This window comes from Bacillus sp. N5-665, from assembly GCF_022637375.2.
GTDB classification, from domain to species: Bacteria; Bacillota; Bacilli; order Bacillales; family Bacillaceae_G; genus Bacillus_A; species Bacillus_A wiedmannii.
The window spans coordinates 2,466,028-2,479,498 of the sequence record NZ_CP093325.1 but is presented as its reverse complement, the minus strand read 5'-3'; the positions used below and the strand labels follow the sequence as shown (position 1 = coordinate 2,479,498).

At 33.4% G+C, this 13,471-nt stretch carries 17 protein-coding genes and 1 pseudogene; 5 read left to right on the top strand and 13 right to left on the bottom strand.

Annotated features, from left to right (window positions below):
• Window positions 1-5: 5 nt before the first annotated feature.
• Genes MNO09_RS15295 through MNO09_RS15285 form a run of 3 tightly spaced genes read right to left on the bottom strand, consistent with a single transcriptional unit; the run spans window position 6 to window position 1,860 of the window.
• Window positions 6-623, bottom strand: a complete 618-nt coding sequence (locus MNO09_RS15295; RefSeq protein WP_000933341.1) for an ABC-2 transporter permease — start codon at window positions 621-623, stop codon at window positions 6-8.
• Window positions 611-1,483, bottom strand: a complete 873-nt coding sequence (locus tag MNO09_RS15290; protein ID WP_000432456.1) for an ABC transporter ATP-binding protein — start codon at window positions 1,481-1,483, stop codon at window positions 611-613. The genes MNO09_RS15295 and MNO09_RS15290 overlap by 13 nt, the downstream gene beginning before the upstream one ends.
• A complete protein-coding gene (locus MNO09_RS15285; RefSeq protein ID WP_001167594.1) occupies window positions 1,471-1,860 on the bottom strand; it encodes a GntR family transcriptional regulator in 390 nt (129 codons plus the stop codon). Before MNO09_RS15285 ends, MNO09_RS15290 begins: the two co-directional genes overlap by 13 nt.
• Before the next feature lie 302 nt (window positions 1,861-2,162).
• On the opposite strand from MNO09_RS15285, the pseudogene MNO09_RS31040 reads away from it, so the two are divergent.
• Window positions 2,163-2,249, top strand: a pseudogene (locus MNO09_RS31040) (DUF4240 domain-containing protein); the annotation flags it as partial.
• 63 nt (window positions 2,250-2,312) lie between these two features.
• Here the strand turns inward: MNO09_RS31040 and MNO09_RS15280 are convergent.
• Together MNO09_RS15280 and MNO09_RS15275 are read right to left on the bottom strand one after the other, a co-directional pair.
• Window positions 2,313-2,744, bottom strand: a complete 432-nt coding sequence (locus MNO09_RS15280; RefSeq protein WP_000265501.1) for an SMI1/KNR4 family protein — start codon at window positions 2,742-2,744, stop codon at window positions 2,313-2,315.
• 55 nt (window positions 2,745-2,799) lie between these two features.
• Window positions 2,800-3,831: an SDR family oxidoreductase gene (locus tag MNO09_RS15275; RefSeq protein WP_000697742.1), complete on the bottom strand. Its 1,032-nt coding sequence runs from the start codon at window positions 3,829-3,831 to the stop codon at window positions 2,800-2,802.
• Between the two features lie 169 nt (window positions 3,832-4,000).
• Here MNO09_RS15275 and MNO09_RS15270 point away from each other — a divergent pair, with 169 nt between their 5' ends.
• Window positions 4,001-4,756: a CPBP family intramembrane glutamic endopeptidase gene (locus MNO09_RS15270; protein WP_033657654.1), complete on the top strand. Its 756-nt coding sequence runs from the start codon at window positions 4,001-4,003 to the stop codon at window positions 4,754-4,756.
• A 183-nt stretch (window positions 4,757-4,939) separates the two neighbouring features.
• Here MNO09_RS15270 and MNO09_RS15265 read toward each other — a convergent pair whose 3' ends face one another.
• Genes MNO09_RS15265 through MNO09_RS15250 form a run of 4 tightly spaced genes read right to left on the bottom strand, consistent with a single transcriptional unit; the run spans window position 4,940 to window position 7,734 of the window.
• Window positions 4,940-5,881 (bottom strand): serine hydrolase domain-containing protein, encoded by a 942-nt coding sequence (locus MNO09_RS15265; protein WP_000844645.1) that lies wholly within the window; start codon window positions 5,879-5,881, stop codon window positions 4,940-4,942.
• 24 nt (window positions 5,882-5,905) lie between these two features.
• Entirely contained in the window at window positions 5,906-6,796 is an 891-nt protein-coding gene (locus tag MNO09_RS15260) for an AraC family transcriptional regulator (protein ID WP_070168926.1), read from the bottom strand.
• A gap of 48 nt (window positions 6,797-6,844) precedes the next feature.
• Window positions 6,845-7,315 carry a GNAT family N-acetyltransferase gene (locus tag MNO09_RS15255; RefSeq protein ID WP_001198089.1) on the bottom strand — a complete coding sequence of 157 codons (471 nt, stop codon included), beginning with the start codon at window positions 7,313-7,315 and terminating at the stop codon, window positions 6,845-6,847.
• Between the two features lie 17 nt (window positions 7,316-7,332).
• Window positions 7,333-7,734, bottom strand: a complete 402-nt coding sequence (locus tag MNO09_RS15250) for a DUF3980 domain-containing protein (RefSeq protein ID WP_002096493.1) — start codon at window positions 7,732-7,734, stop codon at window positions 7,333-7,335.
• A 96-nt stretch (window positions 7,735-7,830) separates the two neighbouring features.
• On the opposite strand from MNO09_RS15250, the gene MNO09_RS15245 reads away from it, so the two are divergent.
• Window positions 7,831-8,298 (top strand): NUDIX hydrolase, encoded by a 468-nt coding sequence (locus MNO09_RS15245; RefSeq protein ID WP_000623997.1) that lies wholly within the window; start codon window positions 7,831-7,833, stop codon window positions 8,296-8,298.
• Window positions 8,299-8,316: 18 nt separating this feature from the next.
• Here MNO09_RS15245 and MNO09_RS15240 read toward each other — a convergent pair whose 3' ends face one another.
• Complete coding sequence (locus MNO09_RS15240) at window positions 8,317-9,228, bottom strand: DMT family transporter (protein ID WP_000832964.1); 912 nt, start codon at window positions 9,226-9,228, stop codon at window positions 8,317-8,319.
• 124 nt (window positions 9,229-9,352) lie between these two features.
• Between MNO09_RS15240 and pdxR the strand changes: the two genes are divergently transcribed.
• Window positions 9,353-10,795 carry a MocR-like pyridoxine biosynthesis transcription factor PdxR gene (pdxR, locus tag MNO09_RS15235; RefSeq protein WP_000454901.1) on the top strand — a complete coding sequence of 481 codons (1,443 nt, stop codon included), beginning with the start codon at window positions 9,353-9,355 and terminating at the stop codon, window positions 10,793-10,795.
• Window positions 10,796-10,876: 81 nt separating this feature from the next.
• Window positions 10,877-11,317 carry a YaiI/YqxD family protein gene (locus MNO09_RS15230; RefSeq protein ID WP_000708784.1) on the top strand — a complete coding sequence of 147 codons (441 nt, stop codon included), beginning with the start codon at window positions 10,877-10,879 and terminating at the stop codon, window positions 11,315-11,317.
• An 86-nt stretch (window positions 11,318-11,403) separates the two neighbouring features.
• Here the strand turns inward: MNO09_RS15230 and MNO09_RS15225 are convergent, their stop codons facing one another.
• The 3 genes from MNO09_RS15225 to MNO09_RS15215 all read right to left on the bottom strand — a co-directional run bounded on the left by MNO09_RS15225 (window position 11,404) and on the right by MNO09_RS15215 (window position 13,444).
• Window positions 11,404-11,718: a DUF3892 domain-containing protein gene (locus MNO09_RS15225; RefSeq protein WP_001034296.1), complete on the bottom strand. Its 315-nt coding sequence runs from the start codon at window positions 11,716-11,718 to the stop codon at window positions 11,404-11,406.
• Window positions 11,719-11,780: 62 nt separating this feature from the next.
• Window positions 11,781-12,776 (bottom strand): sensor histidine kinase, encoded by a 996-nt coding sequence (locus MNO09_RS15220; RefSeq protein ID WP_001049591.1) that lies wholly within the window; start codon window positions 12,774-12,776, stop codon window positions 11,781-11,783.
• Entirely contained in the window at window positions 12,773-13,444 is a 672-nt protein-coding gene (locus MNO09_RS15215) for a response regulator transcription factor (protein ID WP_088107310.1), read from the bottom strand. The genes MNO09_RS15220 and MNO09_RS15215 overlap by 4 nt, the downstream gene beginning before the upstream one ends.
• Window positions 13,445-13,471: the final 27 nt, after the last annotated feature.

The following is a 13,471-nucleotide window of genomic DNA, read 5'->3' as shown; positions in this document are numbered from 1 at the left end:
TGCTATTAAAGAGCCTTGTTCTGATAGATACGAATAGATAATATCCATGAAACCCCATAGCACCCCACTGCTATGACAGCAAATATAAGAAATAATTTCAAATCTGAAATCTCTTTTAAAAAGGTCAGTACGCCATTAGCATATTTATTTAATAAATATGGAGTATTTCGCATTAAATATATAACTCCAATAGATAAAAATATAAAAACTGGTACAAGTTTTTTCACTTTAAATGCAACAAAAAATGGGATGTAAAATGCAGTAATCAGCATGACTGCCAAGAAGCCTAGGATGTAACTTTCTAAGGAAAGTTGAAATTCCATGCTGTCTAAAATGAAATATTTTCCAACTAAACAAAATGGGATGATTACTATTGTAAAAAATAAGGTTCCAACGTATTTTGAACTTATAATTTCCTTCCTAGTATACGGTAATGAGTTTACTAAAATATTAGCATTATCTTTATCATCAGATTGATATGTGTTAATTACAAAAACGGCACTACAAATGATTATGACATATGCTACATCCATGCCGGCCCACAAATAGGTAACTAGAAATAAGAGATAAGCAGGTAAAAAAGTTTTTTGTAAAATCAAATCCTTTTTAATTAAATTAAGCATCTTGACTCCCCCTTTTTCATGAAATACATAATATCCTCTAAACTTGGTTTTTCAATCACCACTTCTTTATTAAATAAAGTTTCGATAGAATTTACATTTTCAATCAATCCCTCGAAACCTGTATTTGCCTTACATACAGATATAAATTCACGCTCAGTATCAAAATCTAACATATCTAATGGTCCTTTGACCAAAATATAATCTTCTGCAATGGCATAAATATCTTTTGTAAAAATATGCTTCCCATTTTGAATAAATGTAATATAATCGGCAATGCGGTCTAAATCCGTTGTAATATGTGATGAGAAAAAGATAGTTTTCTCTCCATCCTGCATAATATTTTGTAGAACATCCAATAATTCTCTTCTGAATACAGGATCAAGTCCAGATGTAGGTTCATCCATAATAATTAGTTCAGCATGATGTGAAAGGGCAATTGCGAGAGAGGCTTTCATTTTCATTCCTTTGGAGAATGTTTTCATTTTTTTATTTAATGGTAATTCGAACAGATCTTTATAATATGTAAATTGGTTAAAATCCCATTTTTTATAAGCAGGCGCAATAATTTTAGTAATTTCCTTTAATGTGAGTTCATCATAAAACACATTATCGTCATAAACGAAGCCAATTCTTTCTTTAATTCGTTTCGCATCAGTCGAATAGTTCATGCCAAATAAGGAGACGTTTCCACTATCCGGGTTTATTAGATTCATAATCATTTTAATCGTTGTAGATTTACCTGATCCATTTCCTCCAATAAAACCCGTAACAAATCCTTTTTTTACTTCCATCGAAAAATTGTTTATTTGAAACCCTTTAAAAGATTTACTGACATTTTGAAGTTCTATTACGTTTTCCAAGAGTTTTCCTCCTCGTATAAAATTGTAAGCATTTCTTTTAGCTCATTTAAAGAAACATCCATTTGTTTAGCATTTTGAATCGCTTCACACAACTTTTCTTCAACTGTCTTTAATTTTTTTTCTTTCATAGTTTCAATGTTTTGTTCTGCTACAAAGGACCCCCTTCCGACAATTGAATAAATAAAACCGTCTTTTTCCAGTTCTTCATATGCTCTTTTCGTTGTAATAATGCTTACTCTTAAATCTTTTGCTAACTGACGCATTGAAGGAAGAGCATCTCCTTGCTTTAAATCACCTAGTAAAATAAGTTTTTTTATTTGGACACCAATTTGTTCATAAATAGGTTCCTTTGAAGTGTTCGTAATAACGATTTGCATGCAAATACCTCTTTTGAAAAATATTGTATATATACTTTATATACAATATATACTATCGCACATTTCAAATTAACAGAAAATTTCCAAAATATAGTTACAAACACAATCTAATAATGTAATTAATACAACTTATTTATACGAGCCTTCCTTGTATTAGCCGGATTTTGAGGTGGAGGTCTTGCTACTAGCTAATACACGATAAAGACTTCGTTGTGTTTTACAGAAAAATTGGCACAACTGATAGTGTGAAAGAGAAAGAGTTTGAAATAGAAGAAAAATTTGAGGAAGTTGATATCAAGTTAGACTAGGATGAGGATGACGAAGAAGGATTAAAAAAGATGTTTCCTAAGTTATGGGACATGTATGGGGAAGAATCGATAGAGTGGTAGATTTGTTAATTGCCAAAAACGCCTTGTTTCTTTCGTAACAAGGCGTTTTTCATGATACTATGTTTAAATTGTTATCTTCCCACTTTCCCACCACTTCATGAAAGTTTCTAACGAAGGAGCAACCCAAGTTCTACAATTATTTTCATGATTCCATACATATATATCATCTCTTTGCACGATTCCGTTCAAAATGGAATAACCAAACAAATCACCATTTCCGCCATCAGCAAAAAATAATAAACAGTCAAAAGGCATATATAAATCCTTGAAATCAACTATACTTCTCATATTCATATTTTCAGTTTTAATTTTTGAAGCAGACCATATAAAGTCCCCATACTCACCTTGTACACCGTTTGTTTCCTGTAATAATTGATATAAATCATTCGGTAATTCCACCTGCAAATTTTTGTGAACTTCAGCGAGTTCATTCTTTGTAGCTGGATTTTTGAAACTTAAGTTTTGTGAAATACTACGAATGGTAATTTTCCACATAGCTTTTTATCCTTCCATCGCTTATGTTCAATCAAGTATAGACAAAGAGGATTCCCTAAATTGATTGATACCACTTTTCTATCAAATCTTTCTCCCTCTGGCCTGAAATACCTGCTTTTAATTCCCATTCGTCCACACTCTTCATCCACTCATATACATCTGTAACTGTATGTTCTAATTTCCTAAAATTAAGTCCTTCTTTAACAGCACTCTCAATACTAATAGAAGACCCACCTTTCCACGGCTTTGTCTCACCTTCCAATGAAAAAGTTTCTGGAAGCCATAAAGGTATCTCTGTCCAAGGCTGCACTTTATGTTCATTCATAAACGATTCATCAACCCAAACGAATGCGGCATCACTATTCGTAACCTTTTTGCACGTATTTAATAGCTCTTCCATCGTCAATTCATAATTTGGACCTGTAACATTGAATGTACCTGCATTATTATTTTCTGCCATGTTTAGTCCCCAGTTTGCGACGTCTTTTATATCAACTATCTGCACTGGACGGTCCTTTCTTCCTGGAACTAACACTTCTCCTCCCTTTGCTACACGCCCAATCCAGTATGGAAGCCGATCTGTATAATCAAACATCCCTGAAAGAAGCCCTGCTCTTACGTGTAAAACACGCCCCGGCCAATACTTCTCTGCTTCTTTTTCACATAATACTTTCAGCGCACCATAATACTCATAAGAAGAAACTTCACCATTCTCAACAGCCTTTATTTGATTCCCCGTTGGTTCGGGTTGTAATATATAATCTTCTTTTATATGATGCGGAATCCAATCTTTATATACGGAAAGACTTGAGATGAATATATAATGCTTTATATTATCCCGTAAGACTTCTCCAACATTTCTAATGTGATGCGGAGAAAATCCACACGTATCGACTACCGCGTCCCATTTTCGATTTACTAAACTTGAAACATCATCATTTCTGTCACCGATTAACTGCTCTACTTCAGGAAAAATTTCTTTATTCGTTCCGCGATTAAATAATGTAACTTCATGCCCTCTTTTTACAGCCTCTTCTACAAAAGCTCTTCCTAAAAACCGTGTACCACCTAGAATTAAAATCTTCATAGTTCTCCCCCATTCGTGATTGAAAATCCTTTCTTTTGTTAAACGATTTTTTGTTGTGAAAAGTTACGGGGTTAGTCTAACTTTTTCTACAAGTTCAACATATGTAATTTCCATTTCATATATAATTAAAATATCGGATATTTGATTAATCACTTATACATGTAAGTAGGTGAACAATATTAATAGAAACATAGTTTATCATTCAACACTATGTATGTATTGCCTTACATCGCTTGTATATATCATCTTACTGAACATAGAAAATGGTCGTAATTATTTAGGGTTTACGATGGTTATTCCGCTTTTAGCTGCTATTTTATATCAGAAATTATATAAGAAACAAAAAATAGTTCATACATTTGGAATTTCACGTCCAAAAATAAAAGCACTAATTTTCTCCATATTATTTCCACTACTTCTAGGTCTATGTCTGCATTTCTATTTTTATATTTATAATATAAAATTCTTATTTAATCATTGTAATGAATTGGGATTTCTCCTACTCATTGGTCTTACAATTGCTGCTTTGTCTGCATTTTTAGAAGAAATCATATGGCGTGGAAATTTTCATTACCATTTACGAAAAAAATATTCATTAAAACAAACAGCAATCATTACTGCATCGCTTTGGTCTTTATGGCATTTACCAGTATCAATCTTTTATAAAAACTATGAATTATGGTTTGTAGGAATATTAAGCTATCTCTCGTTATTATTTATATTATCTATAATTTTGACGTATACGAGAGAGTATAGCCATTCTGTGATAACACCTGCAATTTTACATGGCATGTTCAATGTATTTTATTTAACAGATGGAGTAGAAACAAAATGGGATATTAGCCTAATGGAATTAATTAAATTTATCTTGCTGGCAATCGTGTTTGGCATGATGTATCTAATACATCGAAAAGTTAAAAAATAGTTAAAAGTACCTAAACAAATTATAAAGTACTTCAACACCTTGCAATTATTCAATAATCGTATAGGTGTTGAAGTGTTATAATTTTAGTTACTCAACTTGGTTAATACAACACTTTTTTCTATCATGAAGAACAAAGCAAGTTTAACTAAACCTTTCATTCTTATTTTTATAAAAATAACCATTTTAATCTTTTAAATAAGGAAGTATGCACCCTTTAATTAATTCCCATCTATCCCGTGCATTCGGCATAACTTCAGAAGCAATTACTACAACCAAATCCTTCTCCGGTACACAACAAATCATATTCCCACCATCACCCATAGCACAGTATGAAAAGATTCCATCTTCTTCTCGTAACCACCATAAATAACCATATTGATTTTGGTTCATTTCTGTTGATTCTTTTATCCATGATTTTGATAGTATTTGTTTTCCATTATGAATACCTTCATTCAAATACATCTGTCCAAACTTAGCCATATCCCTAATCGTTAACGTTAGTCCCCATCCGCCCGTCGAAATATCGTTTGGATCGTGAACCCATCCTTTTACATCTTTTCCGAATAAGTCATCGAATCCAAATGCTTTTATATTATAGTTTGGAATTTCTCTCATACCGAGCGGTTGAAATAAGTACTCATTTGCAAAGTCACGGGCACTTTTTCCTGTTGCGCTCGTTATGATTGCTGATAATAAATGAGCTCCTGCAGATGAATATTTAAAAATCCCAACTTCTCCGCCTGCTCCTATCCTATTTAACGTATACTGTACCCAATCTTGTTGCGTACATAGCTCTTCTAACGGTTCCTGCCAGTCTACGAAAGGATGTGGAGCTGTCATTGTCAACAGATGTCGTACCGTTATTTCAGATGAATTAACGTTATATTCCGGGAAAAATTCTATTACTTTTTGATCAACACTTTGTATATACCCTTTATCTACACATAGTCCAATCAACGCAGAAATTATCGTTTTTGTGACTGACGCTATATGAAATGCATCATCTGGACCGTGATCATTATAATAATTTTCAAAAACAACATTACCTCTCTGCACTACTAACATACCATTAATATTTTTGTATTCTTCTTTTATAATCAGATCTAACTTTTCAGCAGTTTTCATTATTCATTCCCCTTTAACCTATGATTAAAAAGGTTCGATAGGTACATATATATCAACTATATGTTTATTTTCCGCGTGCTGCCTTGGGTCATTTTTATACATTTCAAAAGGATACAAATCTCTCGGTTTATTTCCGCTATTTGGAAGCCATTCACCGTATAAGAAATCCCATGCTCCTTTATATTCATCTTGGAATATTTCAAAATGACCTACCGCATACTCTCCAGAAGGTACTACCATTATTCCAATGTCGTTCGTTTCTACTGCGGACCCATCCGGAATTGTTATACATAAACTAGTTCTTAAATGATTGTCCTCCGTAAATTCATGATGATCGTGGTAAATGGTTAATACTTTCGTATCCTCAAATACATGATAGTTTTCCTCCGCTGCGTAATGAAATAATTTCTCTATCATTTTTGGAAAAACTAGCGTTAACTCTTCATATGTACCGATATGCCTTATGTATGCGACGTTTATATCGTCCGCTGTTACAATTTCAACATTTCCTCGAACCTTCTTACACTCATTGTATTGAGAAGTTCCGCTTACGTCTTTGCAATTCTTGCTATTGTCGTTTCGATAATGAGATGGACTTATTCCGTAATGACTTTTAAATGTTCGAGAGAAAACTGCTGAATCTGTAAAGCCAAAATGGTAAGCGATATCCGTAATCGTCATATCTGTGCGATATGTAAGTAGATTTGTTGCCCTTTCTAACTTCAATCGGTTTACATACCGTGATAATGGCTCGTCTACTATCCCCTTGAAAATCCGATGAAAATGAAACTTTGAAAATCCTGCTACATCTGCTAACTCTTCAATTGAAAGTGAATCATTTATGTGTGATTCTATATAATCTTGCACTTTATAAATGCGTCTTAAGTACTCATTTCTACATTGTTTACTCTCCATACTTTTATCTCCTCACAACAAAAAGGCTAACGTTAAGCTAGCCTACTTTTACACATTTTTCAAAAACAAAACTCTACTACCACCGTTCCTATCATAATTTTTATGTACCGATACACCCTCTACCTCATCATCCCCAGCCTCAATTCGAAAACCGATTTCTTGATGAAACTGTATCGACTTTTTATTAGTTGGTGACGTAATTGCTTTTACAACTTTACGGTTATTTGCACGAGCAATATCAAAGAAATAAGAATACAATGTCGATGCGATTCCTCTTCTTCTATACTTCGGATTTACACCGATAAAATGAACGTATGCTTCATCTTTATATGTTTGTGAAAAAAATCCACATAAGAAACCTAACGTTTCGCCCTCTTCTTCAATAATAAAACTCGTTTCTTGAAAATGAACGAAGAACAGTTTTGGCAACATAGCAGCCATATCTCTCCCGCCCCACCAATCATTTAAAACAGAATGAATCTTTACATAATCTTCCCCTTGGATGTTTCTTACTTGCATATATTTCTCCCTCTCACTCACTTCATTTTTTCATATATTTTAATTACGGTTTCTACTAAAAGGATGAATACCCAAATCCCGCAAAATACAAGAACAGACTGGAATATCGATCCAATTATCATAACACTAACTGCACCTGTTATTGAAAAAGATATTCCACCAAGCCCTGGATCCTGTATAAATGCTCCAGCAGAAAAAGCGGTTATAATTGATACTATTAAATAAATCACACTCATTATTTTTAATATTTTTATAGAAAGATACGAAGTTTGTTCTTTCTCCACTTGTGATAATTCGATTTCCCCGCTCGCAATTCCTTTTTGCAAACAGTCCTCACATAGAAATTCTTCCTTAATTTTTTTACCACCATGCAATGTACCTGTTATTTCTTTACATCTTGAACATTTTCGATTTATCATGTTGTTACCACTCCAATCTATTAAGATTATACTTATACCATTCTGCATTTACCTTAATATTCCTTTTATGTATTTTATAGAGAAAGGTCGTGTTTTATGATTTCAAAACTTACGTTTGGCTTGAAAAAATCTACCGCTCATTATGTATTAAGACCTAGTTGTTATGCGATTATTTTCCATTCATCTTCTTCAATGATTGCTGTTATCCAAAAAGGAGACCGTTACTTTTTACCTGGTGGTGGTATGGAAGGTAATGAAACAAAAGAAGAGTGTTTGCACCGTGAACTACTAGAGGAATTAGGATTGGCAATTGAAATTGATCAATATATCGGTAATGCGGCTCGATATTTTTATGCAGAAAAGGAAGATATATATTATTTAAATGACGGGTTCTTTTATATTGCGAACATGGTGCAGAAACAAACTGAAAACTGTGAGGATGATCATGTTCTAAGGTGGATGTCTCCTTTACTTGCTGTAGAGCTTCTCATTCATGATCATCAAAAATGGGCCGTTGAACAAGCTCTTTTATTACGAAAACAAAAGGGATCTCCTTCTATATGAAAGAGATCCTTTTTACTACTAACTTACTTTTTTCAAATTGAGTGCAGGCTTTTTGATTCCGCCTTTTTTTACAACATATAAGCCGATGAAGATTATAAGACCGCCAACGAGTTGCATCATATTAATTTGCTCTCCAATTGTTACTGCCGCAAAGATAACTGCGAACAATGGTACGAGATACATATAAACCATTACTTTCGTTGAGCCTATTTGACTAATACCGACATACCACATTGCTAGTCCGAAGATGGTCGCAAAGATGATTGAATATGCTAGTGAACCCCAGCTTGGCGTATCTACTGGCCATGTTAAAGAGTTTACGTTGAATAAACAGTATATAACAAGTGGTACAATTCCAATTAAAGTAGACCATGATGTAACTCTCATTGCGGAGTATTTTGTAATAAGAGGTTGCGCTAATATTGGATACCATCCCCACGCAATTGCTGCGACTAATCCAATTACATTTCCGAGCCACGCATATTCGTAAGTAGCTCCTCCTGTATGTCCTGTTAATAAAACGAATGCTGCACCAATAAACGCTATTATTGAACCTATTTGTACTTTCATCGAAAAACGTTCTTGTTTGTGCAATACTGCTAATATCCCTGTAAAAATAGGTGACATCGCAATTAATAATGAGGCGTTCGTTGCTGAAGTATATTTCACAGATAGCATAAACATCGTTTGATACATTGCCGTACCAACGATACCGACTGCTACTAGTCGTAACCAATCTTTTCTTTCAATACGTAATGAGCGTTCCATTAAAAATGTAATAAGTAATAATACCGGAGATGCTACTAAAAATCGTAAACTATTAAATTGAATGGATGACATATATGCCACGCCATACTTTCCAATTGTATAATTCGCTCCCCATACTAATGCTACTGATACTAGGAGCCACTCCATTTGCCATCGTTTCATCCGAATCTCCCCTTCCATATTTAGCATAGTAAAATTGGCTGGATATAGCACCGTCCAATTGGCTGTTTTTTTCCCCAGCCAATTTGTTATACTTAATGTATATAAGAGATGCGGAGGCGTTTGTATGGAATGGAAGCTAGATAACGACAGTAAAATCCCAATTTATCAGCAAGTAGTTGACTTTATTGAGAAACGTATTACATACGGAGAACTTCCTCCTGGAAGCTTCCTCCCTTCCGAACGGAAATTAGCTACGCAGTTAAATGTAAACCGAAGTACGGTAACGACTGCTTATAATGAACTACGTGCTATGGGGATTGTGGAAAGTACGACTGGTAAAGGGACACGTGTAAGTACACATATGTGGGGCGTTTCTCCAACATTAACTCCGAATTGGAGAAATTTCGTAGAAGGTGGTACTTTTTTACCAAACTTACCGTTACTTCGCCATATTCGGGCAGAAGTACAACAAAATGAAAATATCATTGATTTCGCAAACGGTGAGCTCGGTTGTAACCTTTATCCTCACGATCAACTACAGACAATTTTACGAGAACAACCGTTAACGCATTCATTAAGTTATGATCATCCGCAAGGCTATCTCCCGCTAAGACAAGCGGTCGTAAAATATATGAAAGAATATTTAAAAGTTGAAGCGACTGAACAATCCATAATGATTACATCTGGCGCACAGCAAGCACTTCACCTTATCGTTCAATGTTTATTAAATCCAGGTGATGCAGTTGCTTTCGAAAGTCCTTCACACTGTTATTCCTTACCGTTATTCCAATCAGCAGGTATTCGTATTTTCCCATTACCTGTCAATGAACACGGTATTAACCCAGACGATGTGCAAGAGTTATATAGAAAGCACCGTATTAAAATGATATTTTTAAATCCAAACTTCCAAAATCCTACGGGCACAATGCTTCATCCAAACCGTAGAAAAAAACTGTTATCACTTTGCGCAGACTTACGAATTGCGATTGTGGAAGATGATCCGTCCAGCTTACTTACGCTAGAAAAGAAACAACCTTGCCCTACTTTGAAATCGATTGATGAAAATGGAACAGTCATTTATGTACATTCTTTATCAAAAATGGTTGCGCCAGGCTTACGAGTTGGCTGGCTTGTCGCCCCGCAATCGGTAGTAGAAAGGTTATCTGACGCAAGGCACCAAATGGAATTAGGAATGAGTATATTCCCGCAGTGGCTTATGCAGCAATTTTTCGAAACTGTACCATTTCAGTCTCATATCGTACCGTTACGAAAACAATTAGCAGAAAAAAGAGACATTATCGTTCGCGCCCTAAACGAGCAACTTCACGATAAAATCTCTTTTTCAAACCCGACCGGTGGTATATACATATGGGGAAAATTAAAAGAACCGATAAACGAAAAACAACTTATTATGCAAAGTTTAAAACAAGAAATTGCTTTTATGCCAGGTAGTATTTTCGGCGCGAAAGATGGTTATATTCGTTTATCTTATGGAAAAGTGGATATTGATCAAATTGAGGAAGGTATTTCTCGTTTACGTGAGGCTATTTTGGTATGTGAAAAATAACTTTAAATAAAGCTTTCTCGTTTGACAAAAGAAAATTCTACCATTATCATCAACTCGAATCTATTTATAGGAGTGATACCAATGAAAATTTACGTTGATGCAGATGCTTGTCCTGTAAAAGATGTGATTATTTCCGAAGCTACGAATGTAGAAATCCCTGTTACCCTCGTTACTAGTTTTTCTCATTATTCTAATGCTCAGCAGCCAAAAGGTGTGGAAACAATTTATGTTGATTCTGGAGCAGATGCTGCGGATTACCGAATTATGCAGTTAGCAAAAAAAGAAGATTTAATCGTAACCCAAGATTACGGTCTTGCTTCACTCGCTTTAGCAAAAGGCTGTATCGTACTACATCATAAAGGCTATAAGTATACGAATGACAACATTGAACAATTGTTACAAACACGGTATTTAAGTGCAATGGTTCGAAAGAGCGGTAAACGTACAAAGGGACCGAAACCATTTACAGCAGAAGATAAAGAGAAATTTCGAGCACTCTTTAAAAGTATGATCGCTCTTTAAAAATGAACCTTCTATTTGTAGGGAAAGCTTTATTAAAAAAAGAAGAGAATATCAAAATAAACATTCTCTTCTTGAGGTTTACCCTTTTAAAATGAAGGTAAATTATCTAAGTTATTTTCCTTTATCCCATCAGGTTCACTACGTATAATATCTCTACCATACTTATGAAATACGTCTACATGAGCTAACTTCCCTGATTTTGCTTCACTAAGAGCAGTCATATAATCTAACTCTCTCCCGCTACTTGTTTTAAACGCTATTAAATCACCATCATCATTTTTACGAACGGCAACAATTTGTTCTGCTCCTGAATTGACTTCATCGTCTACTTCAAATTGAGCTTGCTCTTCTCCTTGATGTAAATAATCATTATAAACTTTTTCAAAGTCTTTTTTATTCATAACATTCACCTCCAACACATTTTTTAGTATGGTTGGGAGGTGTTGGTTTTATGTAATTTGCTCTAAACTTTTGTATTTTCAAATGAAAACATAGTACCCTTACTATTTGATTGTAAAGTGTATTTTATTTCGAACATCTTTGATATATCTTCAATATTTTTCAAACCAAGTCCCGTACCTTTACTATTTATATCAAACCCAATCCCATTATCTCTAAAGGAAACAATATCTTCATGTATAATAATTTTGAATTTTTTTGCTTTTGAATGTTTAAGGACATTTTGAAAAATATTATCAAATAACCTTTGAATCCATAACTCATTACTATTCCATATCAACTCTTTATCTTGTGGATTAAATACTAATTCAATTTTATGAATGCTATACAAATAGCTCCATTTCTTAATCATATTTTCTATTAAATTATGTATATTCACTTCATCATTCACAATATAAGTATTCTCTAAGGTCTCTGTAGATTGAATATTAAATTCGTTAGTTAAATCACTTATATATTGTATCTGCTCATACATTGATTCAAGTACTGGTGCTTGTTCCTTGTACTCACCTTCTAAATAATATAATTGTAATCTGACCGCTGTTAAGGGTGTATTAATATCATGCCGTAATTTATTTAATAGTTCCTTTTTTATTTGTTCCTGTTGTTGTAGTTCTAATTCTCGATAAGTTGTTCTTTCTATAAGCAAGTTCACTGATTTAATCAGCTCTCCCATTTCATCATCGCTTTTAACATTTATTATATTAGGGATTTTTTTATCACTAGCTAAATCTCGAATCGTTTGATTTAATACATTAATTTTATTTAATACTGTATTAATCGATTTTGAAAATACAAAAGCTAATATTAATAGTGATAATAAAAATATGATTAACATCGTAGGATATGCATAGGATTCGTGAAAAGGAATGTTCTGATTTTTAGTTTTAAAGACAACATTATAAATAACGGATACAAAGATACTAATTGACAACAATAACAGTGGTACGCTAATAATAGCGGAGAATAATAGTAACTGATATTTTTTCTTTAAGTTCATTTCTTCATATAGGTATTTAATCTATACCCTTCTCCATATATGTTCTGAATAATATCACCTGTTTTATCATCAATTTTGGTTCTGATTTTCTTTATATGTACGTTCATGATATTTTGATTTCTATCTTCGAGTTGCCATAGGTAATCATAGAAGTGTTCTTTAGATAAAATTCTATCTCTATTTTCATATAAATAGAAAAATATTTTACGTTCAATTGCTGTAAAAGCAACTTCATTACGCAAATCATTAATAAAAACTCTTTTATATTCTGCATCTATAAATAAATGGTTAATTTGCGTGAACGTACCATATTGATTATCTAACATTTTCTGAATCCTTAACAATAACTCTCTAGGGTCAAAAGGTTTTATCATGTATTCTTCTCCAATAGTCAAACCTTTTAGTTTACTATCCATATCATTCCTTGCTGATAGAAATATAATTGGAATATTTAATCCTAAATTTTTTATTTTCTTTGTAATTTGATAACCATCTTCACCTGGTAACATAACATCCATTACGACTAAATCTATTTCATAAATTACATCAAAAACTTTCCTTCCCTCTTTCTCCCAACACACATTATACTTCTCACGCTGTAAAATTTTTTGTAATAAATCTCCTATAATCAAATCGTCTTCAACAATTAATATGTTATATACTTTCATTATGTAGACCTTTCATCGCTAAAATAA

Excerpts from the sequence above, each read along its gene's own strand:
- MNO09_RS15295 (WP_000933341.1), bottom strand. The coding sequence starts at position 623 with ATGCTTAATTTAATTAAAAAGGATTTGATTTTACAAAAAACTTTTTTA.
- MNO09_RS15285 (WP_001167594.1), bottom strand. The coding sequence starts at position 1,860 with ATGCAAATCGTTATTACGAACACTTCAAAGGAACCTATTTATGAACAA.
- MNO09_RS15280 (WP_000265501.1), bottom strand. The coding sequence starts at position 2,744 with ATGTGGAAAATTACCATTCGTAGTATTTCACAAAACTTAAGTTTCAAA.
- MNO09_RS15275 (WP_000697742.1), bottom strand. The coding sequence starts at position 3,831 with ATGAAGATTTTAATTCTAGGTGGTACACGGTTTTTAGGAAGAGCTTTT.
- MNO09_RS15265 (WP_000844645.1), bottom strand. The coding sequence starts at position 5,881 with ATGAAAACTGCTGAAAAGTTAGATCTGATTATAAAAGAAGAATACAAA.
- MNO09_RS15260 (WP_070168926.1), bottom strand. The coding sequence starts at position 6,796 with ATGGAGAGTAAACAATGTAGAAATGAGTACTTAAGACGCATTTATAAA.
- MNO09_RS15255 (WP_001198089.1), bottom strand. The coding sequence starts at position 7,315 with ATGCAAGTAAGAAACATCCAAGGGGAAGATTATGTAAAGATTCATTCT.
- MNO09_RS15250 (WP_002096493.1), bottom strand. The coding sequence starts at position 7,734 with ATGATAAATCGAAAATGTTCAAGATGTAAAGAAATAACAGGTACATTG.
- MNO09_RS15245 (WP_000623997.1), top strand. The coding sequence starts at position 7,831 with ATGATTTCAAAACTTACGTTTGGCTTGAAAAAATCTACCGCTCATTAT.
- MNO09_RS15240 (WP_000832964.1), bottom strand. The coding sequence starts at position 9,228 with ATGAAACGATGGCAAATGGAGTGGCTCCTAGTATCAGTAGCATTAGTA.
- pdxR (WP_000454901.1), top strand. The coding sequence starts at position 9,353 with ATGGAATGGAAGCTAGATAACGACAGTAAAATCCCAATTTATCAGCAA.
- MNO09_RS15230 (WP_000708784.1), top strand. The coding sequence starts at position 10,877 with ATGAAAATTTACGTTGATGCAGATGCTTGTCCTGTAAAAGATGTGATT.
- MNO09_RS15225 (WP_001034296.1), bottom strand. The coding sequence starts at position 11,718 with ATGAATAAAAAAGACTTTGAAAAAGTTTATAATGATTATTTACATCAA.
- MNO09_RS15220 (WP_001049591.1), bottom strand. The coding sequence starts at position 12,776 with ATGAACTTAAAGAAAAAATATCAGTTACTATTATTCTCCGCTATTATT.
- MNO09_RS15215 (WP_088107310.1), bottom strand. The coding sequence starts at position 13,444 with ATGAAAGTATATAACATATTAATTGTTGAAGACGATTTGATTATAGGA.